General features: G+C 70.8%; 20 protein-coding genes. 11 read left to right on the top strand and 9 right to left on the bottom strand.

The features are described 5' to 3' along the window. Positions 1 to 67 precede the first annotated feature (67 nt). The 4 genes from ACFY5B_RS23050 to ACFY5B_RS23035 are packed head-to-tail and all read left to right on the top strand — an operon-like array spanning position 68 to position 4,894. Positions 68 to 1,309, top strand: coding sequence for an extracellular solute-binding protein (locus ACFY5B_RS23050; RefSeq protein ID WP_389972032.1), 1,242 nt, complete (start codon positions 68 to 70; stop codon positions 1,307 to 1,309). Between the two features lie 10 nt (positions 1,310 to 1,319). Then, positions 1,320 to 2,303 (top strand): carbohydrate ABC transporter permease, encoded by a 984-nt coding sequence (locus ACFY5B_RS23045; RefSeq protein WP_389972030.1) that lies wholly within the window; start codon positions 1,320 to 1,322, stop codon positions 2,301 to 2,303. Continuing rightward, positions 2,300 to 3,118 carry a carbohydrate ABC transporter permease gene (locus ACFY5B_RS23040; RefSeq protein ID WP_389972028.1) on the top strand — a complete coding sequence of 273 codons (819 nt, stop codon included), beginning with the start codon at positions 2,300 to 2,302 and terminating at the stop codon, positions 3,116 to 3,118. The genes ACFY5B_RS23045 and ACFY5B_RS23040 overlap by 4 nt, the downstream gene beginning before the upstream one ends. 33 nt (positions 3,119 to 3,151) lie before the next feature. Then, the gene (locus ACFY5B_RS23035) at positions 3,152 to 4,894 is read left to right on the top strand and encodes an amylo-alpha-1,6-glucosidase (protein WP_389972026.1); all 1,743 of its coding nucleotides are present in this window, start codon (positions 3,152 to 3,154) and stop codon (positions 4,892 to 4,894) included. A gap of 16 nt (positions 4,895 to 4,910) precedes the next feature. On the opposite strand, the gene ACFY5B_RS23030 is transcribed toward ACFY5B_RS23035, so the two are convergent. Beyond that, positions 4,911 to 6,272, bottom strand: coding sequence for a pyridoxal phosphate-dependent decarboxylase family protein (locus ACFY5B_RS23030; RefSeq protein ID WP_389972024.1), 1,362 nt, complete (start codon positions 6,270 to 6,272; stop codon positions 4,911 to 4,913). A gap of 124 nt (positions 6,273 to 6,396) precedes the next feature. On the opposite strand from ACFY5B_RS23030, the gene ACFY5B_RS23025 reads away from it, so the two are divergent. Continuing rightward, the gene (locus ACFY5B_RS23025) at positions 6,397 to 6,879 is read left to right on the top strand and encodes a MarR family winged helix-turn-helix transcriptional regulator (protein WP_389972023.1); all 483 of its coding nucleotides are present in this window, start codon (positions 6,397 to 6,399) and stop codon (positions 6,877 to 6,879) included. A gap of 140 nt (positions 6,880 to 7,019) precedes the next feature. After that, the gene (locus ACFY5B_RS23020) at positions 7,020 to 8,156 is read left to right on the top strand and encodes an acyltransferase family protein (protein WP_389972203.1); all 1,137 of its coding nucleotides are present in this window, start codon (positions 7,020 to 7,022) and stop codon (positions 8,154 to 8,156) included. A gap of 21 nt (positions 8,157 to 8,177) precedes the next feature. On the opposite strand, the gene ACFY5B_RS23015 is transcribed toward ACFY5B_RS23020, so the two are convergent. The 4 genes from ACFY5B_RS23015 to ACFY5B_RS23000 all read right to left on the bottom strand — a co-directional run bounded on the left by ACFY5B_RS23015 (position 8,178) and on the right by ACFY5B_RS23000 (position 14,391). Further along, the gene (locus ACFY5B_RS23015) at positions 8,178 to 8,852 is read right to left on the bottom strand and encodes a response regulator (protein ID WP_389972021.1); all 675 of its coding nucleotides are present in this window, start codon (positions 8,850 to 8,852) and stop codon (positions 8,178 to 8,180) included. Further along, a complete protein-coding gene (locus ACFY5B_RS23010) occupies positions 8,849 to 10,057 on the bottom strand; it encodes a sensor histidine kinase (RefSeq protein ID WP_389972019.1) in 1,209 nt (402 codons plus the stop codon). The genes ACFY5B_RS23015 and ACFY5B_RS23010 overlap by 4 nt, the downstream gene beginning before the upstream one ends. An 84-nt stretch (positions 10,058 to 10,141) precedes the next feature. After that, complete coding sequence (locus tag ACFY5B_RS23005) at positions 10,142 to 12,334, bottom strand: MMPL family transporter (protein ID WP_389972017.1); 2,193 nt, start codon at positions 12,332 to 12,334, stop codon at positions 10,142 to 10,144. A gap of 155 nt (positions 12,335 to 12,489) precedes the next feature. Continuing rightward, positions 12,490 to 14,391, bottom strand: coding sequence for a rhamnogalacturonan lyase (locus tag ACFY5B_RS23000; RefSeq protein ID WP_389972015.1), 1,902 nt, complete (start codon positions 14,389 to 14,391; stop codon positions 12,490 to 12,492). Positions 14,392 to 14,833: 442 nt separating this feature from the next. Between ACFY5B_RS23000 and ACFY5B_RS22995 the strand changes: the two genes are divergently transcribed. From ACFY5B_RS22995 to ACFY5B_RS22975, 5 genes are all read left to right on the top strand, one after another. Beyond that, the gene (locus tag ACFY5B_RS22995) at positions 14,834 to 15,883 is read left to right on the top strand and encodes a glycosyl hydrolase 53 family protein (RefSeq protein ID WP_389972013.1); all 1,050 of its coding nucleotides are present in this window, start codon (positions 14,834 to 14,836) and stop codon (positions 15,881 to 15,883) included. Between the two features lie 84 nt (positions 15,884 to 15,967). Beyond that, positions 15,968 to 17,059, top strand: coding sequence for a rhamnogalacturonan acetylesterase (locus ACFY5B_RS22990; protein ID WP_389972011.1), 1,092 nt, complete (start codon positions 15,968 to 15,970; stop codon positions 17,057 to 17,059). Positions 17,060 to 17,095: 36 nt separating this feature from the next. Beyond that, positions 17,096 to 17,953, top strand: a complete 858-nt coding sequence (locus ACFY5B_RS22985; RefSeq protein ID WP_389972009.1) for a GDSL-type esterase/lipase family protein — start codon at positions 17,096 to 17,098, stop codon at positions 17,951 to 17,953. A gap of 111 nt (positions 17,954 to 18,064) precedes the next feature. Beyond that, positions 18,065 to 18,772 (top strand): GNAT family N-acetyltransferase, encoded by a 708-nt coding sequence (locus ACFY5B_RS22980; protein WP_389972007.1) that lies wholly within the window; start codon positions 18,065 to 18,067, stop codon positions 18,770 to 18,772. A gap of 171 nt (positions 18,773 to 18,943) precedes the next feature. Continuing rightward, complete coding sequence (locus ACFY5B_RS22975; RefSeq protein ID WP_389972005.1) at positions 18,944 to 20,245, top strand: ricin-type beta-trefoil lectin domain protein; 1,302 nt, start codon at positions 18,944 to 18,946, stop codon at positions 20,243 to 20,245. Between the two features lie 186 nt (positions 20,246 to 20,431). On the opposite strand, the gene ACFY5B_RS22970 is transcribed toward ACFY5B_RS22975, so the two are convergent. The 4 genes from ACFY5B_RS22970 to ACFY5B_RS22955 all read right to left on the bottom strand — a co-directional run bounded on the left by ACFY5B_RS22970 (position 20,432) and on the right by ACFY5B_RS22955 (position 25,500). Next, the gene (locus tag ACFY5B_RS22970; RefSeq protein ID WP_389972004.1) at positions 20,432 to 23,266 is read right to left on the bottom strand and encodes a SpoIIE family protein phosphatase; all 2,835 of its coding nucleotides are present in this window, start codon (positions 23,264 to 23,266) and stop codon (positions 20,432 to 20,434) included. Between the two features lie 54 nt (positions 23,267 to 23,320). Continuing rightward, positions 23,321 to 24,409 (bottom strand): ABC transporter substrate-binding protein, encoded by a 1,089-nt coding sequence (locus tag ACFY5B_RS22965; RefSeq protein ID WP_389972002.1) that lies wholly within the window; start codon positions 24,407 to 24,409, stop codon positions 23,321 to 23,323. 279 nt (positions 24,410 to 24,688) lie between these two features. Next, positions 24,689 to 24,961: a hypothetical protein gene (locus tag ACFY5B_RS22960; protein ID WP_389972000.1), complete on the bottom strand. Its 273-nt coding sequence runs from the start codon at positions 24,959 to 24,961 to the stop codon at positions 24,689 to 24,691. Next, the gene (locus tag ACFY5B_RS22955) at positions 24,958 to 25,500 is read right to left on the bottom strand and encodes a SigE family RNA polymerase sigma factor (protein WP_389971998.1); all 543 of its coding nucleotides are present in this window, start codon (positions 25,498 to 25,500) and stop codon (positions 24,958 to 24,960) included. The genes ACFY5B_RS22960 and ACFY5B_RS22955 overlap by 4 nt, the downstream gene beginning before the upstream one ends. Positions 25,501 to 25,509 lie beyond the last annotated feature (9 nt).

Below are 25,509 nucleotides of genomic sequence, written 5' to 3'. Positions count from 1 at the left end.
GGTGTGCCCGCTTCCCCCACATCGCCCCCGCCACGGCACCCCTGTGCCTAGAACGAAGGAACCCGCGATGCACAGCACTTCCAGACGGCGTCTCGCCGCAGTGGCCCTGTCGACCGTCCTCGCCGCCGTCGGCACCGCCTGCTCCTCCGGCTCGGGGAGCACCGACACCAAGGGCGCGGACAGCGGCACCTACACCATCTGGGACCCCTACCCGCAGTTCGCAAAGGGCTCGGCGTGGGTGAAGCTGCTGGACGCCTGCGGCGGCAAGGCCGGAGTGAAGGTCGAGCGGACCGGTTTCGACACCAGCGACCTGGCCAACAAGACGCTGCTCGCGGCCCAGCAGGGCAACTCCCCGGACGTCCTCATCGTCGACAACCCCGTGGTGTCCACCCTCGCCGACGCGGGCGTGCTCACCACGACCGACGAGAACAAGCTCGACACCTCCGCCGTGGACCCCAATCTCCTCGCGGCCGGCCAGTCGGACGGCAAGACCTACGGCACCCCGATCGGCGCCAACACCCTCGCGCTCTACTACAACAAGAAGGTCCTCAAGGAGGCCGGCGTCGACATCGCCTCCGTCAAGGACTGGAAGTCGCTGACGGCAGCCCTGGAGAAGATCAAGAACGCGGGCAAGAAGGGCATCACCTTCTCCGCGATCGGCACCGAGGAGGGCAGCTTCCAGTTCCTGCCGTGGTTCTGGGGCTCCGGCGCCGCCCTGACCGACCTCGACTCGCCCGCGGCCGTCTCCGCGCTGTCGCTGTGGAAGGGCTGGCTGGACAAGGGCTACGCCCCCAACTCCGTGCTCAACAACACCCAGACCACCAGCTGGCAGGAGTTCGCCAGCGGCGACTACGCCTTCGCCGAGAACGGCACCTGGCAGCTCGCGGCCGCCAAGAAGGCCGGCTTCGACTACGGCGTCCTGCCCATACCGGCCACCGGCGGCGGCAACGCCGCGGCCCCGACGGGCGGCGAGTTCGTCACCGTCCCCGTCCAGAGCGACACCGCCCGCTACGCCACCACGAGCAAGCTCACGACCTGCCTGACCAGCAAGACCAACCTGTACGACACCGACACCACCCTCTCCTACGTCGCCCCCACCGAAGACGTCCGGCAGAAGCAGGTGGCGGCGGACGCCGCGCTGGGGCCGTGGGTCGACGCGGTCAAGGCGGCCAAGGGCCGCACCAGTGACGACCTGGGCACCAAGTACCCCAAGATCTCCGAGCAGATGTGGAAGGCCGTGCAGTCCGCCCTCAGCGGCTCCAAGTCGCCCGAGGACGCGCTGACCTCGGCGCAGGCCGCGGTCAAGTGATGTGGGCCCGATGAAGCAGACCGTCCGTCCGCCGGACCACCGGTCCGTGCGGCCGCGGAACGGGGCGGCCCACGCCGCCCCACCCCCGGCCCGCACCACGCAGCGCCGCCGGCCCGTCTCCCCGCAGTGGGCCGCCTGGGCCTTCCTCACCCCGGTGACCCTCTACCTCGCCCTCTTCTACGCCTATCCGCTCTACCGCAACCTCGACCTGAGCCTGCGCAACTACACCGTCCGCTCCTTCGTCCAGGGCGACGCGCCGTTCACCGGCCTGGAGAACTACCAGAAGGTCTTCGACGACCCGACCTTCGCCCCGGCCCTGCTCCACACCGTCGTCTTCACCGGCCTGTGCCTGGCCTTCCAGTACGCCATCGGCCTGGCCCTCGCGGTCTTCTTCAACCAGCACTTCCGCCTCTCGGCGACTCTGCGGGCCCTGTTCCTCGTGCCCTGGCTGCTGCCGCTGATCGTGTCGGCCTCGACCTGGTCGTGGATGCTCAACAGCGACTCCGGCATCGTCAACGCGGCACTGCACGCCCTTGGCCTCGACCCCGTCAACTGGCTGACGTCACCGTCCTGGTCGCTCACCTCGGTGATCATCGCGAACATCTGGATCGGCGTCCCGTTCAACCTGGTCGTGCTCTACAGCGGCCTGCAGTCCATCCCCTCCGGCCTGTACGAGGCGGCCGCCCTCGACGGGGCGGGAGCCTGGCGCCGCTTCTGGAGCATCACCTTCCCGCTGCTGCGCCCCGTGTCGGCGATCACGCTGCTCCTCGGGCTGGTCTACACACTCAAGGTCTTCGACATCATCTGGATCATGACCAAGGGAGGCCCGGCCGACGCCTCCACGACGTTCGCCACCTGGTCCTACCAGCTCGGCTTCGGCAACCTGCTGCCCGCCTTCGGCCCGGGCGCGGCCGTCGGCAACCTGCTGGTGGTGGCCGCCCTGGCGTTCGGCCTCCTCTACATGAGGGTCCAGCGAAAGCAGGCGTACTCATGACAAGCCGACGCACCTGGGGAAAGACGATCGTCGGCGTCCTGCTGACCGCGATCATGCTCTTCCCGGTCTACTGGATGCTGAACGTCTCCCTCACCCGCGACCAGGACATGCGCAAGTCCCCGCCCGGCCTGTTCCCCGTCCACGGCACCCTGGCCGGCTACCGCACCGTCCTCGACGAGCAGTTGCCCTACCTCGGCACCAGCCTGGTCATCGGCCTGGGCACCGTCGCCCTCACCGTGGCCCTGTCCGCCCCCGCCGGTTACGCCCTGGCCAAACTGCGCCCGCGCGGCGGAGGAGCGCTGAGCTTCCTCCTCCTCGCCGCGCAGATGATCCCCGGCATCATCATGGCGATGGGCTTCTACGCCATCTACCTGCAGCTGGGCCTGCTCCGGTCCGTCCCCGGGCTGATCGTCGCCGACTCCACCCTGGCCGTGCCCTTCGCGGTGCTGATCTTCACCGCGTTCATGTCCGGCATCCCGGGCGAAATGCTCCAGGCGGCCCGGACGGACGGCGCCGGGCCCGTGCGCACCTTCTGGTCGATCGTCCTGCCGATGAGCCGCAACGCCGTGGTCACGGTCTCGCTCTTCGCGTTCCTGTGGTCCTGGTCCGACTTCGTCTTCGCCGGCACCCTCGTCAACGGCGGGGCGCACGAGCCGATCACCCTCGGCATCTACCACTACATCGGCAACAACAACCAGGAGTGGAACGCCATCATGGCCACCGCCGTCGTGGCCTCGCTGCCCGCCGCGGTCATCCTCGTCCTGGCCCAGCGCTACGTAGCCGCCGGCGTGACGGCCGGCGCGGTCAAGGACTGACCCTCCCCCTGCTCGAGAAACGAGTGACACCTCATGACCGCCGACCGCTCCGGCCCGGCCTTCTCCGTCCAGGACATCCCCTTCAGCACGTACGGGTCCTGGTTCGGCATCTCGCCCGTGGTGGCGGAGAAGACGTACGCCGAGGATCTCCACCTCGTCTCCCACCAGAACGGCATGCACGCCGTCCTGAGCCTGACACCGCTGGACCCGGTCACCGGAGAGCGGGCCGAGACCCGCGTGGAGGCGAGACCGGGCCTGCTCAGCTGGATCGGCGCGCAGGGACGTGTCGAGCTCGCCTACGAGTCGCCGGACACCGTGCGACTGCGGGGGAGCGGTCTGGGCATGGCCGTACGGGCTGCCGCGCGGACCCTGACGCCGTTCAGCGGAACCTGGTTCTTCCACGACGCCGCCGCCGGCGCCCACGTGTTCACGTCCTACGAGACCGGACGCCGGTACCGCGTCACCGCACTGTCGGGCACCCTCGACGCGACCGGGGCCCAGACGCTGGGCAGCGCCGAGCGCGGTCTCGCCACGGCCGCGACGGCCGACGGGGCCTGGGAGATCGCGATCGAGGAAATAGACGCCGCACGCCCGCCGTACACGTCCGCGGCGGCCTTCGACGACATCGCGGCATCCGAGCAGGCCACGTTCGCCCGGTTCGTGGACGCCGTGGCTCCCTGGCGCTCGTCCGCCACCCCGGCCGCCGAGCTGGCCGCCTACGTGGTCTGGTCGGCCACCGTGAACCCGACCGGTCTGGTCACCCGGCCCGCGGTGCTGATGTCCAAGCACTGGATGGACAAGGTGTGGAGCTGGGACCACTGCTTCAACGCCCTCGCCCTGGCGCCCGGTTGCCCGGAACTGGCACGGGACCAGTTCGCCCTGCCCTTCGACCACCAGGACGGCAGCGGCGCCCTGCCCGACTCGGTGACCCACTCCGAGGTCCTCTACAACTTCGTCAAACCGCCGATCCACGGCTGGGCCTTCGGCCACCTGCGCCGCCGCCTGCCGACGCCTCCCGGCCCGGCCGAACTGGGCGAGACCTACCAGCGGCTGGAACGCTGGACGAACTTCTGGCTCACCGCCCGACGCGCTCCCGGCGCCGCCTTCCCCCACTACCAGCACGGCAACGACAGCGGCTGGGACAACGCCACCACCTTCGACCCCGAGCGGGTGGTCGAGACCGCCGACCTGTCCGCCTTCCTCGTCCTCCAGCTGCATGAACTCGCCTATCTGGCGCAGGAATTGGGTCGAGGCGACGAGGCCCGCCGCTGGGCGCGAGCCGCCCGGGAGACCCAGGCGGCACTGCTGGACCAGCTCTGGAAGGACGACCGGTTCGTCGCCCGGGGCGTCGGTACGGGGGACACCTGGAGCAGCGCCAGTCTCCTCGACCTCATGCCCATCGTGCTCGGCGAGCATCTGCCCGGCCATGTCAGCGGCGCCCTGGCCGACCACATCAAGGCCCACCTGACCCCGTACGGTCTCGCCACCGAACTGCCCACGTCGCCCCACTACCTCGACGACGGCTACTGGCGCGGCCCCATCTGGGCTCCCGCCACCGTCCTCGTCGAGGACGGCCTGCGCCGCGCCGGACACCACCGGCTGGCGGACGACATCAGCAGCCGCTTCCGCGCCCTGTGCGAGGCCCACGGCTTCGCCGAGAACTTCGACGCCCTCGCCGGAACGGGCCTGCGCGACCGCGCCTACACCTGGACCGCCAGCAGCTACCTCCTCCTCGCCGAGGCGTACGCGCTCCGAGGCGACCCTGACCTGACGTGAACCCTCGGGGCGGCGCTCATGACCGGGCGAGACGCGCGACCCGGTCATGGAGGCGCGGTACGTGGTCCTCGGACTCCGGCTTCATCAGGACGCTGCGCAGGATGCGGGCACCGTCGGCATCGGCGGTGACCTGCGGGTGGCGTGCGGTGAAGGCGTCCCGGTCGGCCTTCAGGGTGCTCAGGAAAACGGGATCGGGGCCGGTCATGCCGTCGGCCAGGACGCGTGCCGACGCCGCGTCCACAGCGCTGAGAGTGGCGGGCTCCACCGCGGGGAAGTAGCCGACGATGTCCAACTCGGGCTGCTGGTACAGCTCCAGTTCCTCCGAGGCGGTGATCAGGTCGGCCCAGCGCAGGGCGGCCCGCCGGCCGGCTCCGAGGACACGGCCGAGTCCGTCGGGCGTGGGCGGGAGCACCTGGAAGGTGAGCCACAGGGCCGCGGCCGAGGCGCCGGCGCGGGAGCACTCCAGGCTGATCTCGCCGAGGTGCAGCTCGCTGGAGGTGAAGTAGGTGTAGGGCGAGTCGTGCAGGTAGAAGCGTCCCACCTCGGGGTCGCGGAAGAGGACGGCACCGCAGCCGTAGGGCTGGAGTCCGTGCTTGTGCGGATCGACGACGATCGAGTCGCACCGGGCGATCGCCCGCCAGGGCTGCGGGGGGAGTCCCTCCGGGCCGTCGGCGCCGGCGAGCAGGGTGAAGAAGCCGCCGTACGCCGCGTCGACGTGGAGCCGGACGCCGTAGCGCTCTCTGAGGGCGAGGGCGTCGTGGACCGGGTCGATCGCTCCGAGGCCGGTGGTGCCGGCGGTCAGCACGACGGTGCCGACCTCTCCCGTCCGCAGGATGTCCTCGAGCGCATCGAGGCTGATGCGGCCGCGGTCGTCGGTCGGGATCGGGTACCCCTTCATGCCCAGGACGTGGCACATGCGCCCGTGGGTGTAGTGGGCGTCGGCGCTGTAGGCGATGCCGCGGCCGGGGTGGAGCTCACGGGCGACGAAGAGGGCCTCCAGGTTGGCGATCGTGCCGCTGGTGGTGAGGTGGCCGAGGTGCGTGTCGAAGCCGAACATCGTGGCCAGTTGCGCGACGGCCTCGCGTTCCATGCGGGCGGTGGCGGGACCGCCGTCCAGGGCGTGGTTGTTGGGGTTGATCAGCATGGTGGTGAGGTGACCGACGATCGCCGCCGGGTGCGGGGGCTTGAGCATCTGCCCCGCGTAGCGCGGGTGGAAGAAGGGGTAGTTCTCCTTCAGCCTCCCGGTCAGCTCCTCGAAGGCGGCGGCGAAACGGTCGTCGTCGACGAGGAGGGACGGGTGCTGCTCATAGGGGCCGAAGGTGTCGGCCCACTGCTGTATCGCGTCGTTGGCCCGGCCGAGCCAGTGCTGAAGGTCCACTGACTTCCCTCTCTGTCGACGTGCTGGGTGGTGGGCACCCACGATAGGAGTTCGTTGACTGCTCAGCAATTGATTGCTCAGTAATTGAGACAGCAGTAGGTGAAGAAGCACTAAAGTCGGCCGGGTGGACACCGCGAAACGACAGAACGACGAAGCCGCACGAGCCGCCGACAGCCGGCTCGTGCACGACTTCGGGCTGCTGATCAAGGCCGCCACCCGGCTGGAGCAACGGATCGACACGGCCCTGCGCAAGGAGTGCGGGATCAGCCACACGATGTTCGAGGTCCTCATCCGGCTCTGCCGGCATCCGGACGAGGAGATCTCGCAACGCCGGCTCGCCGACGACCTCACACTCACAAGCAGCGGCATCACTCGCCTGATCGACCGCATGGAGGGAACCGGCGTGGTGCGGCGCGTGCCGGCTCCCGGGGACCGCAGAAGCGTCCTGGTCGAGCCGACCGAGCAGGGTCGCACGGCGTTCCTCCGGGCGGCCGCGGTCCACGCGCGGGTCGTCGAGCGGTACTTCGTGGCACCGGTGGCCCCCGCCGACTACGGGCGGCTGACCCGCTCGCTGGGCGAGATCGAGAAGGCGCTGCGCGACGCCTGATCCTCGAGCCTATGGTTGCATGATTACGCAACTGAAGAACTTTCGTGATGTGATCGGAGGCGGGAACCACCGACACGCGACGAAAGAGGTGTTCTGGTCTGTCCGGGCTTCCACCGCAAGGAAACGCCGGCCCGCGCACGCTGCCCCCGCGCGGCGACCGGGAGACACGGCAATCCCCACCCGAAGTCCCCCGTGCCGCGAGCGGCCGGTCGACCGGCGACCGGCCGGCGGCGGCCCCCGCGGCCAAGCCCAGAGACGCGTTCTTCGACAACGCCAAGTACCTGGCCATCGTTCTGGTGGCCATCGGACACGCCTGGGAACCGCTGCGCGACGGCAGCCGCGCCGTCACCGCGCTCTACACGCTCGTCTACGCCTTCCACATGCCGGCCTTCATCGTCATCTCCGGCTACTTCTCCCGCAGTTTCGACGCCGGCCCGGAGCGGATCAAACGCCTGGTCACCACCGTGGTCGTGCCGTACGTCGTCTTCGAGGTGGCGTACACCTACTACACGCGCTGGACGAGCGGCGACCCCGACCGCGCCATCAGCCTGCTGAGTCCCCTGTACCTGACGTGGTTCCTGGCGGCCCTGTTCATCTGGCGGCTGACCACCCCGATCTGGAGGCTCCTGCGGTGGCCGCTGCCCGTCGCCCTCGTCATCGCGGCCCTGGCGACCCTCTCGCCGTCCATCGGCGACGACCTCGATCTCCAGCGCGTCCTGCAGTTCCTGCCCTACTTCGTGCTCGGTCTGCTGCTGAAGCCGGAACACTTCCGGCTGGTGCGCCGACGGGAGACGCGCCTGCTGTCCCTGCCCGTCTTCGCCATGGCCCTCGCCGGGGCGTACTGGATCACGCCCCGGTGGGACTACGCCTGGCTCTTCCACCGCTCCAGCGCCGAGGAACTGGGCGTCCCCGGCTGGTACGGCCCCGTGATGACCCTCGCCCTGTTCGGCTGCTCGCTGCTCCTCGTCGCCTGCTTCCTCGCCTGGGTCCCGGGACGGCGCACATGGTTCACCGCCCTCGGCGCGGGCACGCTGTACGGCTACCTGCTGCACGGCTTCGCGGTACAGGGGGCCAAGCACTTCGGCTGGTTCGGCCCCGAGTGGATCCACGACCCCGTCGGCGAGATCACGGTCACCCTCGTGGCGGCGGCCGTCATGACCGCCCTGTGCACCCCGCCCGTGCGGCGGCTGTTCCGCTTCGCGCTGGAGCCCCGGCTGGAGTGGGCGTTCCGGCGGGATGCCGCCGAGGTGCCGCGCACCGCACCCACCGGAGCGTGACGGAGGCCGGTGCCGTGACGGTCAGGTCCGTTCCCCGGCGCGGACCAGCCCGCTCTCATAGGCCATGACCACGAGTTGGGCCCTGTCCCGGGCGCCGAGCTTGGCCATGGCCCGATTGGCGTGGGTCTTGACGGTCACCGGGGTGACGAAGAGCCGCTCGGCGATCTCGTCGTTGGACAGGCCCGTGGCCACCAACTGCATGACCTGGCGCTCCCGGGGCGTCAGCGTGGCCAGCCGTTCGGGGTCGGCGAGGCCGCCGGGGGAGGGCTGGGAAAGGAACCGGGCGATCAGGCCCTTCGTCGCGGCCGGCGAGAGCAGCGCCTCACCGGCCGCGACCAGCCGGATCGCCTGGAGGAGATCGGCCGGTTCGACCCCCTTGCCGAGGAAGCCGCTCGCACCGGCCCGCAGCGCCTCGACGACGAACTCGTCCACCTCGAACGTGGTGAGCACCAGCACCTTCACCCCGGCCAGGTCCTCGTCCCGGCCGATGAGCCGGGTGGCCTCGATGCCGTCGACCTCTGGCATCCGGATGTCCATCACCACCACATCGGCCCGCGCGGACCGGGCCAGCCGCACCGCCTCCCCACCGTCGGACGCCTCGGCGACCACCTCCATGTCAGGCTGCGCCTCGAGGAGCAGCCGGAAAGTGCCCCGCAACAGGGCCTGGTCGTCGGCGAGCAGGACGCGGATCGTCATGGGTGACTCGTACCTCGTGAGGGTCGGACGGATGCGGGGGCGAGAGCGAGAGGGAGCTCGGCGACGACCCGGAAGCCACCGTCCGGCAACGGACCCGCGGTGACCGTGCCGCCGATGGCACTCGCGCGCTCGTGCATGCCGATCAGGCCATGACCGGAGCCGGGCCCCTGGACGGCGCCGGTCCTGCCGTCGTCCGTCACCGTGACCCGCAGCCGGTCCGGTCCGTAGTCCAGCTCCACCTCCGCCCGCGTCGCCGACGCGTGCTTGTGGGTGTTGGTGAGCGCTTCCTGGACGATGCGGTAAGCGGTCAGTTCCGTGGCGGGCGCCACGGGCCGGGATGTGCCGGTGCACCTCACCTCCACGGACAGTCCGCCCGTCCGCACACCACCGACCAGGGCGTCCAGGTCGGCCAGTCCCGGGAGGGGCGCGCGGGAGTCGGGACCGTCGTCGGGCTGGCGCAACAGGCCCACGGTGGCGCGCAGTTCGTCGAGCGCGGCCCGGCTGTTGTCCTTGATGTGGGCCAGTGCCTCGTACGCGCGGTCGGGATCGTGGCGCATGAGATGGTGCGCCACGCCGGCCTGCGCGTTCACCAGGGTGATGTGGTGGGCCACGACGTCGTGCAGTTCCCGGGCGATACGGACCCGCTCCTCGGTGACCCGCCGCCGCGCCTCCTGCTCCCGGCTGCGCTCGGCCCGTTCGGCCCGTGCCTCGACCTCGGCGAGGTGCCGACGGCGGGTGCGGACGGCGTCGCCCAGCGCGGTGGCCGCGATCGCCAGGTCGAAGCGGAGCAGACTGGCGCCCGCGAGGGGTGGTTCGGACTCGGCGACCGCGTAGACGGCCGTGATCAGGACCGACGCGATGAGGCCGGTGATCCAGGCGGTGCGCCGGCTGCTCCGGGTGGCGAGGGTGTAGAGCGCGACCAGGCTCGCCGCCGGAGTGATGGAGAAGTCCGGCGCGACGGACAGGTGGGCCAGATCGACGGCCAGCGAGGCGATCACGACCGGAAGCGGCCACCGGCTGCGGAAGACGAGCGGCGCGCAGGCCAGCGCCATCCATGCCGTCCCGGCCGGCCGGGGTGCGTGCCAGCCGGAACCGCCCTCGCCCGCGGCGGTCGCCGCCGTGCCCACCAGAACCAGCACCACGGCCGGAAACGCGTCCCGGATCCGTTCGTGACGGACCGACAACCGCCGACTCACCGCTGCCACCTGCACTCCCTCACTCTACGCAGCGCGGACCGGACGGCGGCGGCCCAGCCCGCCGCCCGGTCCGCGCCGTACGCCGATGATCTTTCAGCCGCGGAAGCCGGCCGTCTCCGGCTCACGGACCGCCCGGGCCGGTCGCGCCGGCTCCGGCGCGGGGCCCTCGACCGAGACGCGGGGCAGTGCCCGGTCCAGCCGGCGGGGCAGCCACCAGTTGGCCCGTCCGCACAGGTGCATGAGCGCCGGCACGACGACCATGCGGATCAGCAGGGCGTCCAGGGCCACGGCCACCGCCAGGCTGACGCCGAACTCGGAGATGACCCGCATGCCGCCGAACACGAACGAGCCGAAGACGCAGACCATGATGGTGGCGGCGACGGCGATCACCTTGCCGGTCTCCGCCTGCCCGATCCGCACCGCACGACGGCTGTCACCGGTGTGCGCCCACTCCTCGCGCATCCGGCTGACCAGGAAGACCTGGTAGTCCATGGACAGGCCGAACATGATGCCGACGACCAGGATCGGCACGAACGACTCGATCGGCCCCGCGGCACCGAGCCCGAGGAGCCCCGCGCCGAAGCCGTACTGGAACACGACGACGATCGCGCCAAAGGCCACACCGATGCTGAGGATGTTCAGCAGCGCGCCGACCGCCGGAATGAGCAGACTGCGGAAGGCGACGGTCAGCAGCAGGAAACCGAGCACGGCGATCACCAGCACGAACACCGGCAGCTTGCCCATCAGGACCGACGCGAAGTCGTCGTTGCTCGCGGTGACTCCCCCCACGTAGACCTTCAGGGACGTCCCCCGCTCCGCCTCCGGGATCACGTCGTCACGCAGGTGGTGGATCAGGTCGGAGGTGGCCGCCGACTGCGGCGAGGTGGTCGGGATCACGGAGACCACGCCGACCGTCTGCCCCTCCTGCATGGGGGTGGCGCCGACACCGGCGACACCGTCGACCCGCTTCAGAGCGGTGACCAGTTCCGCCTGGGCCGCCTTGTCGGCGGCGGTGGGGGCTTGGACCGCGAGGACGAGCGGGCCGTTGAAGCCCGGGCCGAAGCCGTCCGCGATCATGTCGTACGCCTGACGGTTCGTCGAGGACGCGGGCAGGTTGCCGTCGTCGGACGCGCCCAGCCGCAGGGAGAGCGTCGGCAGCGCGAGGGCCGCGAGCACCACGAGCCCGACCAGGCCCAGAACCTTGGGCCGTGCCTGGACGTGCTCGGCCCAGCGGCCCCACATCCCGGTGGCGCCCGCCGCGCCCGGCGCCTGCCCGGCCTCGGTGCGGCGCTCGGCGCGTCCGAGGATCCTCGTCCCGATCACGCCGAGCAGCGCCGGCAGCAGGGTGATGGCGGCCAGCACGGTCAGGACCACGGTGATGGCCGCGCCGATCGCCATGCCGTTGATGATGCCGACGTTCAGGGTGAGCATGCCCAGCAGCGCGACGACGACGGTCAGACCGGCGAACACCACGGCCCGGCCGGAGGTGTTGAGGGACTTGGCGACCGAGTCGGCCACACTCATGCCCGCCATCAGGTTGCCGCGGTGTCGGTTGACGATGAACAGCGCGTAGTCGATGCCGACGCCCAGACCGATCAGCGAACCCAGGGTCAGCGTGGTGTCGGAGAGCGTGACGGCGTGGCTGAGCAGCATCACCGTGACCGCGGAGGTGCCGACGCCGGCGACGGCCGTGATGATGGGCAGCGCCGCCACCCACACCGCCCGGAAGACGAACAGCAGCACGACGAAGGCGAGCACGATGCCCATGGCGTCGGCGACCGCGTTCGGCTCCGGGTTGACGGTGAAGGCCTGCCCGTTGAGCGCGATGTGCAGACTCCCCGACTCGGGGGCCGTCGCGAGGTCCTTCACATGGTCGATCCGGGCGTCGTCCACGCCGTCGTCGAACGCGACCGTCGCGTACGCCGTCCTGCCGTCCTCGCTGAGCTGGGCACGGCCGGCGGGCGTGTAGGGGTCGGTCACCGAGGCGACGCCCGGGGCGTCGGCGATGCGCTTCAGCGCTCCGGCCATGGCCCGCTCGGCCGCGCCGTCGGTGACCTTGCCCTCACTCACCTGCCAGACGACCCGGCCACTCTTGCCCGCGGCGCTGCTCGCGCCCTTCTGGAGCAGAGCCGTCGCCCTGGCCGAGTCGGTGTCCTGCGACAGCGGGCTGTTGCCGAAGTTGCTGCCGGCCGCGCCGACCGCCCCGCCCAGGGCGATCAGCAGGCCTACCCAGGCCAGGACGACGGCGAGCCGGTGCCGGTGGCACCAGCGGGCGAGAGGGGACATCGACGAGCCTTTCCAGAGGAACACGGGCCGGAATCCCGGCACACCGCCACGCTCGCAGTCCGCTGGTCTCTCGTCGTTGGCCGAACGCAGACACTTGTCTCTACTGCGATCGCAGTAGAGACAAGTGTCTGCGCGTCAGGGCCGGTCGGAACGGGTCAGGGTGTGTAGACCGTCGGCCGGGGTGCCGTCGGCATGGCGTTGCCGATGAAGAAGCTCGGGTGCGGGGGCTGGTTGTACGCGGTGTTCTGCCAGGCCAGCGCCGTGCGGTACTGGGTGTCCTGAAGCAGGGTGGTGATCTTGGTGTTGGTCTGGTGCGGCGTCGAGTAGATCCTCAGCGCCCTGTTGTCGCCGGTGCGCCAGACGACCTCCTCGCGCCAGTCGCCGAGGATGTCGCCCGACAGGGCCGGGGTGGACTTGGTGCCGTTGTTGGAGGCCACACCGGAGCCGGTCAGCAGCCGGGTGTCGCCGGACGTGCCGTACTTGTCGATGCGGGTGCCGTCGAGGAGCTCGCGGACCGGGTCGCCGTCCCACCAGGAAAGGAAGTTGATGCTGGAGGGTTCCCGGCCCAGGGAGGCACCGGTGGCGGAGCGCAGGGTGGTGTCGGTGGCGGACCAGGCCTCGGCGCCCGGACTGCCGGCGTGGATGTCGGCGGCGACGCCCCGGCCGTTGTCCGAGCCGGACGCCGTCTGCCACAGCCGCGCCCCCGTGCGGGCGTCGGCCATCCAGGAGCCGGGCTTGCTGGAGTCCTCCGAGACCTTGAAGTACTCGAGGCCCGGACGGGACGGGTTCAGGTCGCCGACGTGGCCCGCGTCGCCGTGCCCGAGCCGGGTGGTCCACAGGCCGTTGCCGTTGTCGTCGACGGTCATCGCGCCGTAGACGATCTCGTCCTTGCCGTCGGCGTCGACGTCGGCGACGGACAGGCTGTGGTTGCCCTGGCCGTCGTAGCCCTTGCCGCTGTTGCTGGAGGAGGACGTGTCGAAGGTCCAGCGCCGGGTGAAGGCGCCGTTGCGCCAGTCCCAGGCGGCTATCACCGATCGGGTGTAGTAGCCGCGCGCCATGATCAGCGAGGGGCGGGCGCCGTCGAGGTAGGCGGTCCCGGCGAGGAAGCGGTCGGCGCGGTTGCCGTAGTTGTCGCCCCAGGAGGACACGGTGCCGCGGCCCGGAACGTAGTCGACGCTCTGCATCGCCTTGCCCGTCTGGCCGTTGAACATCGTCAGGAACTCGGGCCCGGACAGGACGTAGCCGCTGGAGTTGCGGTGGTCGGCGGAGGAGGAGCCGATGACCGCGCCGGTGCCGTCGCGGGTGCCGTCGGCGGTCTTCATGGCGACCTCGGCCTTGCCGTCGCCGTCGTAGTCGTACACCTGGAACTGCGTGTAGTGCGCGCCGGAGCGGATGTTGCGGCCCAGGTCGATCCGCCACAGCCGGGTGCCGTCGAGTTTGATGCCGTCGACGATGGTGTTGCCGGTGTAACCGGACTGGGAGTTGTCCTTGGCGTTGGTGGGCTGCCACTTCAGGACCAGGTCCAGGGCTCCGTCGCCGTCGAGGTCGCCCACGGAGGCGTCGTTGGCCTCGTAGGTGTAGGCCGAGTTGCCCGGGGCGGTGCCGCCCGCGGGCGGGGAGATCGGCACGTCCTTGTAGCCCGTGCGGAACTGCACCGCGGGCGCGGACGCGGCCTGCTCGGTGCCGTTGACCACCGCGCGCACCGTGTAGTCGGCCGAGGCGGCGCCGCCCGAGTCGAAGTAGTTCGTCGAGGCGGTGACGGGCGAGGAGTTGAGTCTGGTGCCGCCCCGGTACACGTTGAACGACACGTCGTTCGGGTCGGTCGCGAGCCACCGCCATGACAGCAGGTTGCCGCTGCCGGTGTGCACGCTGGACAGGCCGCGGTCGAGCTTCTCGACCTGCCGTGCGGTCGCCGCTTGGGCGGTCTGGGGCAGTGCGACGAGCGCGGAGACGGCCAGAGCGGCGGCGGAGAGGGAGCCGACGAGCCGGCCGCCCGGCCGGTGGGGTGATCGCCACGATCGTGGCGCGGTACGGGGACGCCGATGCGGGTCGGTCACGGTGGCCTCCGGGGCGTGGGGGGTATGGGAACGCTCCCATGAGGAGGGAGCGTAAGAACGGGCTGATGCCTCGTCAAGGATTGTGTCCAGTCTGCTGTTCGGCCCTGTTCGGATCCGTGAGTTTCTCGCGCGTCATGAATTGACAGCCGGGCTACGGCGCGAGAACACTGCGTGAGACGCCTCACGGCCAACCGTGGCCGGGGGCAGTCGCATCGGTCGACCCGTCTGTGAACGCCGGCGCGGAGCACGGCAGTTCACGGATTCCCTGCACCTGCGGTCTTCCCCCGCCGAGGAGGAGTGTCTCGTGGCCGGATGACAGGTTGTGAACGCTCCCAGTATGTGCAGGCGGATCAGTCCCAGTCCCGGAACATCCACCCCCCACGACCCGCTGTCCGCCGGCCGCGACGCCCCATGCGCGGCCGGCGGGCAGGGAGGAGCGACCATGCCCCGAACCCCTGCTCCTGCTCGGATCAGCCGCCGGACGCTGCTCAAGGCCACCACCGCGACCGCCGGAGCCCTCGCCACCGCTGCCGCGCTCGGCGAACTCGAAACGCCGGCCCACGCCGCCGCCGGTTTCGTCAAGGGCGTCGACATCAGCTGGGTGCCGCAGATGGAGGCCCGCGGCTACTCCTGGAAGAACGCCGGTGGGCAGACACAGGACCTGCTGACCATCCTCAAGGGGTACGGCATCACCGCGGTCCGGCTCCGTACGTTCGTCAACCCGTCCGGCGACCCGGCCAACGGGCACTGCGGCATCAACGAGGTCGCCGCCTTCGCCAAACGGGTCAAGGCCGCCGGCATGTCGATCATGCTGGACTACATGTTCGGCGACACCTGGAACTCCGTCGGTGTGCAGAACCCGCCCGCGGCCTGGAAGAACCTGGGCTACAGCCAGATGCTCACCGCCATGAGCTCGTACGTGCACCAGACGATGACCGTCATGAAGACCAATGACGTGCTGCCCTCATGGGTGCAGATCGGCAACGAGATCAACAGCGGGATCTGCCGGCCCGTCGGCAGCGTCTCCAGCCCGGTGCAGATGACCGGCCTGCTCAACGCGGCCTACACCCAGGTCAAGACGGTGTCGCCGAACTCGACGGTGTGCATCCACCTGGCCCAGCCGCAGAAGTACGACGTGATGACGACGTTCTTCAGCCGCTTCGCCGCCAACGGCGGCAAGTGGGACATGTCCGTGTTCTCCTCGTACGGCAGCGCCGATGTCGCGCCGGGGATCGTGGAGAACATGCGGAAGATTTCCGCCGCGTACGGAAAACCGTTCCTGCAGAGCGAGTTCGGAGGCCGGGTGGACCGGGCCGCCTCCACCCGGGCCGCGCTGGTCGCCTACACCCAGGCGCTGAAGGCCGCCGGCGGGCAGGGCATCTTCTACTGGGAGCCGGAGTGCATGTCCCCGTTCACCGGCTACAACATGGGTGCCTGGGACTCCGCCAGCAAGCGGCCCACTTCCATCATGAGCGGCTTCACCGCCGCCTGAGCGGCGAGCCTGATCCAAGGCGGTGCGCGGCTCCGACATGCCCTCACCCCGACCCGGACCTCCCGTGTGACGAAGGACGGACTGATGACTGTAATGAACATGCCACCCGAGCGCCGTGGCGGACATGCAGCCCGGCTGGCGACGGCGGGCCTGCTGACCCTGGCGGCCCTCGCGTGCTCGGGAGTGGCCCAGCACGTCGCCGCCGCGCCGCAGGCGCTGCCGGCCGGCTGTTCCGGCACCTCGGTGATCACCTGTCACTACGGCGTCGCCCCGGGCAACTACGACGTCACGGTCTCCATCGGCGGCGCCTCCGCCGGACAGACCGAGATGTGGGCCGAGTCCCGGCGGCTGATGCTCCCGGCCACGGGAACGGCGGCCGGAGCCGTCACCACCCATTCGTTCACCGTCAACGTGCGCCAGCCGGAGGGACAGCCGACCGGTCAGGGCGGCACCGGCAACCCGGGCCTGGACCTCCGCTTCACGGGCTCCGGCCCCCAGGTCTCGGCCGTCTCGGTGAAACCGGCGGCCCAGCCGCTGGTCGCCTACCTGGCCGGCGACTCGACCGTGTGCGACCAGCCCGCCGCTCCCTACACCGGCTGGGGGCAGATGATCACGTCCTCGGTACGTCCGGGTGCGGTCATCGCCAACTACGGCGACTCCGGAGAGAGTTCGGGAAGCTTCATCAGCAACTCGGCACTCCTGCCCGCCCTGCTGGCCAAGGTCAAGGCGAACGACCCGGTCTTCATCCAGTTCGGCCACAACGACAAGCAGACCAGCGCGTCCGCTTACCGGAACAACCTCACCACCATGATCTCGCGGGTCCGCGGCAAGGGCGGTGTCCCGGTCCTGGTGACGCCCCCGGTCCGCCGGCTGTTCGACGGCAACCGGCTGACCTCCACGGCCCTGCACGTCAACGGCGTCGGCGTGAACCTGCCCGCCGAGATGCGCGCGGTCGGTGCGGCGCAGCGGGTCCCGGTGATCGACCTGACCGCCCGGAGCAAGACGCTGGTCGAGTCCCTCGGCCCGTCCGCCTCCGCACAGCTCTTCCTCCGCTCCTCCGTCGACGGCGTCACGGACAACACCCACTTCTCGCAGTACGGCGCGACCCGGATGGGCGGGCTGCTGCTCCAGGCCGTCCGGGAGCAGAACCTGCCGCTCGCCGCCCACTTGCGCTGACCGACGCACGGGACGCCCGTCCCCTGGAGGAAACCGATGAAGAACTTACGGACCGTCATCACCGCCCTGCTGGTGCTCGCCCTGTCGAGCCTCGGACTGGGTGCGGCCTCGGCGGCCGGCAGCGCCACGACGCGCTGCTCCGGCTCGGCTGCCCCCGCCGCCCGGGCGGCCGCCCAGCCGGTCACGGTGTGGCTGGCCGGCGACTCGACCATGGCCAACCCGGGCTCCGCCCGCTGCCCGGTCGGCTGGGGCAGCCAGTTCGACGCCCTGTTCGACGCCGACGTCACCGTCCGGAACCAGGCCGTGGGAGGCCGCAGCATCCAGACCTGGATGTACGAGGGGAACGTCAGCAGCACCAAAGGCTCGGACGGCGAGTGCCGTCTCACGTCCAGTGCCTACTCGTCACGCTGGCAGTCGATGCTGAACGCGAGCACCGGGATGAAGGCGGGCGACTACCTGTTCATCCAGTTCGGCATCAACGACTCCTCGTCGACCTGTCCGCGGCACGTGGGCCCCACCCGTTACCGGCAGTTGATGACCACGATGGTGCAGGCCGCCCTGGCCCGGGGAGCGCACCCGGTGCTGCTCACACCGGTCGCCGCGATCACCTGCTCCGGAAGCACGGCGACGAAGAACCGCGGTTTCGTGAACGAGACCTTCGCGGTCGGATCCGCCACCCGGGCGCCGGTCGTCGACCTGCACGCGCTCAGCGTCTCGCTCTACAACAGCCTGCGCTTCTGCCCGCACAACGGCGACTTCGGATCGGGCCCCGTGGGCGCCTTCTTCTGCGACGACCGGACGCACTTCGAGACGTACGGCGCGCAGCGGATCGCCGGAATCGTCGCCGGTGACGTGCGCCGGCAGAACCTTCCGCTCGCCACGTATCTCAGGTAGTGCCGAGAGCCGCTCGGGAGGGACTGACTAGCATGGCTGCCGGCATCCGAAGACGCCGTGCCGGTCCACGGGCCGACCGGCCGCAGCAGAGGGCAGGAAAGGCGCAGCACGATGACGGGGCTCAGCGACGCCGTCGCACTCGACGACCCGGTGGGCGAGTCGCTCCGCGGGCACCACGCACATCTCGCCCGCCGGCTCGGCGGCGCCGCGACCTACGTACCCGCAGTCGCGACCTTCTCGGCGGTACCGGCCGAGCCGGACGCGGCGGCATGGGCCGACCTGGCGAAGCTGCTGGGCCCGGGCGAGTTCGCGGACATGTTCAGCTGCCCGGCGATACCGCCGCCGGACTGGGAACCGGTCTTCGTCCTCGAGGGCCGCCAGATGATCTGGGCCGGCGACAGCGGCCCGGACCCCTCACCTGACGGGTCCGAGCGCGACATGGTCGAACTCGGTGCGGAGGACGTGCCCGAGATGCTCGACCTCGTCGAGCGCACCCGGCCGGGGCCCTTCTGGCCCCGCACGCACGAACTCGGCACCTACCTCGGCATCCGCGAGGACGGTGTGCTGGTGGCGATGGTGGGGGAGCGGCTGAGGCCTCCCGGATGGACCGAGATCAGTGCCGTCTGTACCGCACCCGAGGCCCGTGGACGGGGCCACGCGGTCCGCCTGCTGCGCGCGCACATCGCGCGCATCATGGCTCGCGGCGAACGTCCGTTCCTGCACGTGGCCGAGGCGAACAGCGGCGCGCTCGCGCTCTACGAACGGCTCGGTTTCGAGACCCGCGAGCATGTGACGTTCCGCGGCTTCCGCACTCCGTGAGGCGTCGGATCCGCGATCCCGAGAGCATGCTTGACGGCACATCAGGGCTTACCTACGCTCACCCGACCTGGGAACGCTCCCAGAGTTTCACAGCACCTGTTCGCGCACCCCCCACTCGTCGCGTACCGCCCCGCCCTCGTCGGAGAGGCACGGGCAAGGAGGAACAGGACCATGCGGATACCCCTGCGCAGAAGCAGGACGGCCGGGCTGAGGGCCGCCCTGGCCGCGGCCGTGACCGGCCTGCTCGCCACACTCGTCTCGATCCAGCCGGCAGCGGCCGCGGACAACCCCTACCAGCGGGGACCGGACCCCACGGTGAGCAGTGTCGCCGCCCAGCGGGGCACGTTCGCCACCGCCGAGACGACCGTGTCGCCCGGCAACGGCTTCAACGGCGGCAAGATCTACTACCCGACGGACACCAGCCAGGGCACCTGGGGGGCGATCGCCGCCGTGCCCGGCTACACCGCCCGGTGGAGCGCCGAAGGCGCCTGGATGGGGCACTGGCTCGCCTCCTTCGGATTCGTCGTCATCGGCATCGACACCAACAGCCCCAACGACTTCGACACCGCCCGGGGAACCCAGCTTCTCGCGGCGCTGGACTACCTCACCCAGAAGAGCCCGGTGCGCGACCGCGTCGACCCGAACCGGCTGGGCGTGCTCGGCCACTCCATGGGCGGTGGCGGTGCCATCAGCGCTGCCGTGCGGCGGCCGTCCCTGAAGGCAGCCCTTCCGCTCGCGCCCTTCTCACCCTCCCAGAACCTGTCCAACCTGCGCGTCCCGACGATGATCATGGGAGCCCGGGACGACGGCACGGTCACTCCCTCCTACCTCGACGGCCTCTACGGAGGCATGCCGGCCGGCACGCAGAGCGCCTTCATCGAGCTCACCACCGGCGGCCACGGCTTCTCCACCTGGGGCAACTCCAACGTGACGCGCCGTACCATCCCCTGGCTCAAGATCTTCCTCGACAACGACACCCGCTACACCCAGTTCCTGTGCCCGTCGTTGGCGGACCGCAGCCAGATCTCCCGCTCGAAGACCAAGTGCCCCTACGTTCCGCCGGGCGGCACGACCCCGGAGCCGCCGAGCGGCACCAAGGTCGTCGGCGCCGGCTCCGGCCGCTGCCTGGACGTGCCGAACTCCTCGCAGACCAACGGCACCCAGGTGCAGCTGTGGGACTGCCTGGACCGCGCCGGCCAGAAGTGGACCCGCACGGACGCCGGCGAACTGCGCGTGTACGGCGGCAAGTGCCTGGACGCCGAGGCCTCCGGAACCTCCCCGGGCACCCGGGCGGTCATCTGGGACTGCCACGGCGGCCAGAACCAGCGCTGGAACGTCAACGCGAACGGCACGATCACCAGCGCCCGTTCCGGACTGTGCCTGGACGCTGCCAGCTCCGGTACGGCCAACGGGACCCAGGGGGTCCTGTGGAACTGCAACGGCGGAGCCAACCAGCGCTGGACCGTGGGATGACGCGCATCGATTCCGGCCGCTGAGGACCGGCCACGTCGAAGGGCATGCGAGTTGTCAGAAATGCGGTGACGTTTCTGACAGCTCGTCCGTCGAACACGAACGGCGGTGTGTTCAGCGGCCGCGCCGTCATCACCGACGGTGCCACGGGTCCGCCAGGTCACCGGCATCGGCCTGTGACGGGGCGACTCACCAGGCCAGGTCCTCCCACTGGTCCAGCAGGGCGTCGGCCGACGTCTCCTCGGGTTCGGCGGCCGGGCTCCGGGTCGACTGTTCGGTCCAGATCACCTTGCCGCGGGCCAGGTAGCGGGTGCCCCACCGCTGGGCGAAGCGGGCGACGAGGAACAGTCCGCGTCCGCCCTCGTCGGTGGTCGCGGCCCTGCGCAGGTGGGGCGAGGTGCTGCTGCCGTCGGCGACCTCGCAGATCAGGCTGTCGCGATCGTGCAGCACCCGGAGCCTGATCGGCTCGATGCCGTAGCGGACGGCGTTCGTGACCAGCTCGCTGACGATCAGCTCGGTCGTGAACGCCATCTCCTCCAGCCCCCAGGTCCGCAACCGCCCGGTGACCTTCGCCCGGAAGGCCGCGACGGCCGCCGGATCACCCGGCACGTCCCACTCGGCCACCTGGGAACGGTCCAGCAGCCGGGTACGGGCGACGAGCAGGGCGATGTCGTCGTTCGACCGGGCGGGAAGCAGTGCGTCGAGGACGTCCCGGCAGGTCTCCTCAGGGGTCCGGTCCGCTCGCGCGAGGGCCTTGCGCAGCGCCTGGAGACCGGTGTCGATGCCCCGCTCCCGGTCGTCGACCAGGCCGTCCGTGTAGAGGATCAGCCGCGAACCCTCCGGGAGGGTGACCTCGGCGGTCTCGAAGGGTTCCCCGCCGCCCAGACCCAGCGGCGGTGAACCGGGCACCCGCAGGAACTCCACGGTGCCGTCGGGATGCACCAGGGCCGGCTCCGGATGGCCGGACCGGGACAGCGAGCACCTCCCGGACGCCGGGTCGTAGATGGCATAGAGACAGGTGGCGCCCGAGACGCTCTCACTGTCCCGCTCCACGTTCTCGTCGCCGTCGAGGCGCGCGACCAGCTCGTCCAGGTGACCGAGGAGCTCGTCCGGGGGCAGATCCAGGGCGGAGAAATTGTGCACCGCGGTGCGCAGCCGGCCCATCGTGGCCGCGGCGTGCAGGCCGTGTCCCACGACGTCGCCGACCACCAGGGCGACCCGCGCACCCGGCAGGGGAATCACGTCGAACCAGTCGCCGCCCACGCCCTCCAGGGCGGGCAGGTAGCGGTGGGCGACCTCGACGGCCGAGTGGTCGGGCAGGGAGCTCGGCAGCAGGCTGCGCTGCAGTGTCTCGGCCAGGGTGTGCTCGCGGGTGAAGCGACGGGCATTGTCGACGGCGACCGCGGCCCGGGCGGCCAGTTCCTCCGCGGCGGCCAGGTCCTCCCCGTCGAAGGGGACGCCGTTCGAGCGCCAGAAGCTCGCCATGCCCAGCACCACACCGCGGGCCTGGAGCGGCACGGTGATCACGGAGTGGAAACCGAGGGCCAGCAGCCGCCGGGCGCGCTCGGGGTCCTGGGCGTTCATCCAGCCGTCGGAGCCGGTCAGGTCGGCGTCCAGGACCGCTCGGCCACGCTCGGCCCCGACCGCGACGGGCGACGTGGGGACGAAGCGGATCAGCTCACCCACCGGATACAGGGACCGGGCGCCGTCGACGCCGTGCACCGCCACCCGGCGCATCTCGGGACCCGGGCCGGCCGACACCGCACCTCGCAGGAGCGGGTCCAGCAGATCGACCGTCGCGGCGTCGGCGAACCGGGGGACCGCCACCTCGGCCAGTTCCTCGGCGGTGCGCACCACGTCCAGCGTGGTGCCGATCCGCACGCCCGCCTCGTACAACAGCCCCAGCCGTTCCCGGGCCAGCTCCGCCCGGCCCGCCAGCGCACGCAGCTCCGTCGTGTCACGCAGGGTGGCCACACTGCCCGCGGGAGGGTCGTCGGGGTCCACCGGCCGTACGTTGACCGCCAGCAGCCGGTCGCCGGCCCGGTGCACCACGTCCGAGACCTGCCGGCCGGCACCCAGCAGCGCCGTGGTGGCCGCCTCCAGGCCGAGCTCGCCGACGTGCCGCTCCTCGGCGTCCGCGGGCAGGTCCAGCAGCCGGCGCGCCTCGTCGTTGGCGAGCAGCAGCCGCCCGTCGGGCCCGATGATCAGTACGCCCTCCCGCACCGCGTGCAGCACCGCGTCGTGGTGCTCGTACATGCGGGTCATCTCGGACGGATCGAGGCCTCGGGTCTGTCGCCGCAGCCGCCCGGAGACCAGTGCCGTCCCGCCCGCGGCCACCGCGAGCGCGCCGCCGGCGAAGCCCAGCAGCTGCGGCAGCTGGTCGTGCACCACGTCGTCCACGCTGGCCACGGTCACTCCGACCGCCACGAAGCCGACGACGGTGAGCCCGTTGGTGTCGTAGACCGGCACCGTCGTGTCCACCGCAAGACCCAGACTGCCCTCGAACGTCTTGGTGAACGGCCGGTCGGCGGCGGCGCCCGCACGCTCGGCGTAGATGTGCTTGCCGATCAGCGTCGGGTCGGGGTGGCTCCAGCGAAAGCCCTGAGGGTCGAAGGCCACCACGTAGTCGACCCCGGTGTTCCTCCGGGTGTCCTCCGCGCGCGGCTGCAGCAGCTCTGTGGGCTCGCCGGACTTCATGGCGGCCAGCGTTCCCGGGGCCCGTGCGAAGGACTGGGCGACGCCCTCCGACAGCTGCCGGGCCTCGTGGGTGCTCGAGTCCCGGGCCTGCACCACGAGAGCGCCCCCCGCGGCGGCGGCGAACAGCACCATGATCACCAGCTGCAGCAGGAACACCTGCCCGGCGACGCTGCGCACCCTCGGCAGACCCTTCCGGCGAACGCCGGTGGTTCTGGCGCCTTGCTTCCGCCGCCGGTCGCGCCACGCCCGATCCGGGGCGGACCGGAAGCGCCCGCCACTGTGCGCGGGGGAGCGGAAGGCCGCGAATCGGCCAGGGCGCCGGATCATACCGACTCTTTACCATGCACATTGATATTCAGCCATATGGCTGCATTCAATCGATCAGGCGCGAAGCCACTTCTGCCAGCGCCTGGTCACGGCGTCCTGGTTCTCGAGCCACCAGTCGATGTCCAGGTCGAAGCCCGACAGCAGGTGGCCGGGAGTGCTCGCCAGACGCATGGCGGTGGACTCGGTGAGATGGCCGTAGGCGGCTGGCACCACCGGGCCGTCGGGGTAGAGCCGGGCCATGTGGGCCTGCACCTCGGGCCGCAGCGCGAAATCGATGAGCTTGTAGGCTGCGTCCGGGTTGGCGGAGCCTTTGGGGATTCCGTAGCCGTTGCTCTGCCTGCGGGCGCCGTTCCACTCGTACGCCAGCGGAACCTTGTCGTCGATCAGGTGCTGGAGCCTGCCGGCCCACGTGCTGGAAGCCTTGACGCTGCCGCGGGACAGCAGCTCGCCCGGCTCGGCGCCGTACTCCCAGAACGTCCGCACGGACCCCCTGATCTCGTCGAGGACCCTGAAGGCGCGGTCCACATCGAGGGGATACAGCCCGTCGAGCGGCACGCCGTCGGCGAGCAGGGCGAACTCCAGCTCGGGCCAGTCCACCTCGCCCTGCAGCGCCCGGGAGCCCGGGAAGGCTCCGAGGCTCCAGAAGTCCGCCCACGACTCGGGCTTCCTCCCGTCGAAGGCGTCGGTGCGGTAGGCGAGGACGCTGGCCCAGTAGCTCTTGCCCACGCCGTTGGGGGTGAGCAGGGACTGGGGGATGCCCGCGTTCCGGGTGTTCTTCAACCGGCCGTAGTCCAGTGGCTCGGAGGCGCCCTCGCGAGCGAACAGCAGCAGATTGGACATGTCGATGTCCATCACGTCGAACCGTGGACGGCCTTCCCTGATCTGGGCGAGCATCTGGTCGTGCGCGAAGTTCACCACCTTGATCCGGACGCCGGTCTCTCTGGTGAACGGGTCGTACACGGCCTTGCGGTTGGCCTCGCCGTAAGAGCCGCCGAAGTTGCGGACGACGAGCGTCGTGCCGCTCACGGTGGAGGTCCGGCCGGGGCGGGTCTCGCAAGCGGTGAGCGACGCGGCACCCGCGCCGACGGTGATTCCCCCGACTCCTGCCAGGAAGGCTCTGCGGTCGATTCCGACGTCTCCCACCGGCTGCCTCCACGACGTCTGCTGGATGGTCCGTGAGGAAGGGGAATCCTCGGGCGGCCTCACTGCTCGTGCGGCTTTCATCAGTGTTTACCAGGAAAAATGCTTCCTTCACAGACGCGAGAGCGCCGGGGCCCACCGAGGTGGCCTCGGGCGGTTACGCCGGACCGGCGCTGCGCAGCACGGCGAAAGGCCTTCGGGTGCGGGTGCCGTCCGGCACCTCCCAGCGCCAACCCCGTGTGCGTGGGCGCCGCTGATGTCCCGGTCCCGCCGTCGACCGGCCTACCGTGTGCCGCCCCGAGGGTCCGGGAGGCCCGAGAAGATCACCCCCGGAGAGGACGGCGCCTCGTTCAGCACCCACAGGCCGATCAGTGTGGCCAGCGCGAACACGACGGTGACGAGCACGGCGAGGACGAGCCGGCGACGGCGTTCGCGGCGCAGCCACTCGCCGCGTGCCGTGCGATAGGCGTCGGGCGCGGCCCGCACCCCGCCGGCCAGGGCGGCCAACGCCTCGGCGAGCTCCTGCTCCGTGCGGTCCGGTTCGGTGTGGTTCATCGCCGGGCCTCCATCGCCTGGGTCAGTGCGGCGAGGCCGCGTGCGGTGTGCGTCTTGACCGAACCGGAGGAGATGCCCATCGCGGCGGCGATCTCGCCCTCCTTCAGCCCGAGCCAGTGCCGCAGCACGAGCGCCTCGCGCTGCCGGGCCGGCAGGTGTTGCAGCGCGTCGATCAGCACGCGCTGGTCGTCGCGGAGGAGTGCCGCGCTCTCGGCGGAGACGACGGTCTCCTCGGGTGGGTTCTCCACGTGCTTGCGGGCGACCTGGAGATGCCGGATGCGCATCCGGGTCAGATTGCACACCGTGGAGCGCAGATACGCCTCCGCAGCCTCGATGTCCCTCAGGCGCCGCCACTTCCGGTAGATCTGGTAATACGCCTCGGCCACCACGTTCTCCGGGTCGTCCGCGCCGAGCAGCACGGCGAGGCGCAGCATCGAGGCGTAGTGCCGCTCGAAGAGCCCGGCGAGTCCGGCCTCGCGCTCCAGCTCGGCCGGGTCGGCCGACGCGGGCGTCAGTGTCTCGACGTCGGGCTCCGGCACCGGTATCGG

It is taken from the genome of Streptomyces sp. NPDC013187 (genome assembly GCF_042899705.1).
GTDB classification, from domain to species: Bacteria; Actinomycetota; Actinomycetes; order Streptomycetales; family Streptomycetaceae; genus Streptomyces; species Streptomyces hawaiiensis_A.
This window is presented reverse-complemented; position numbering and strand designations above follow the sequence as displayed.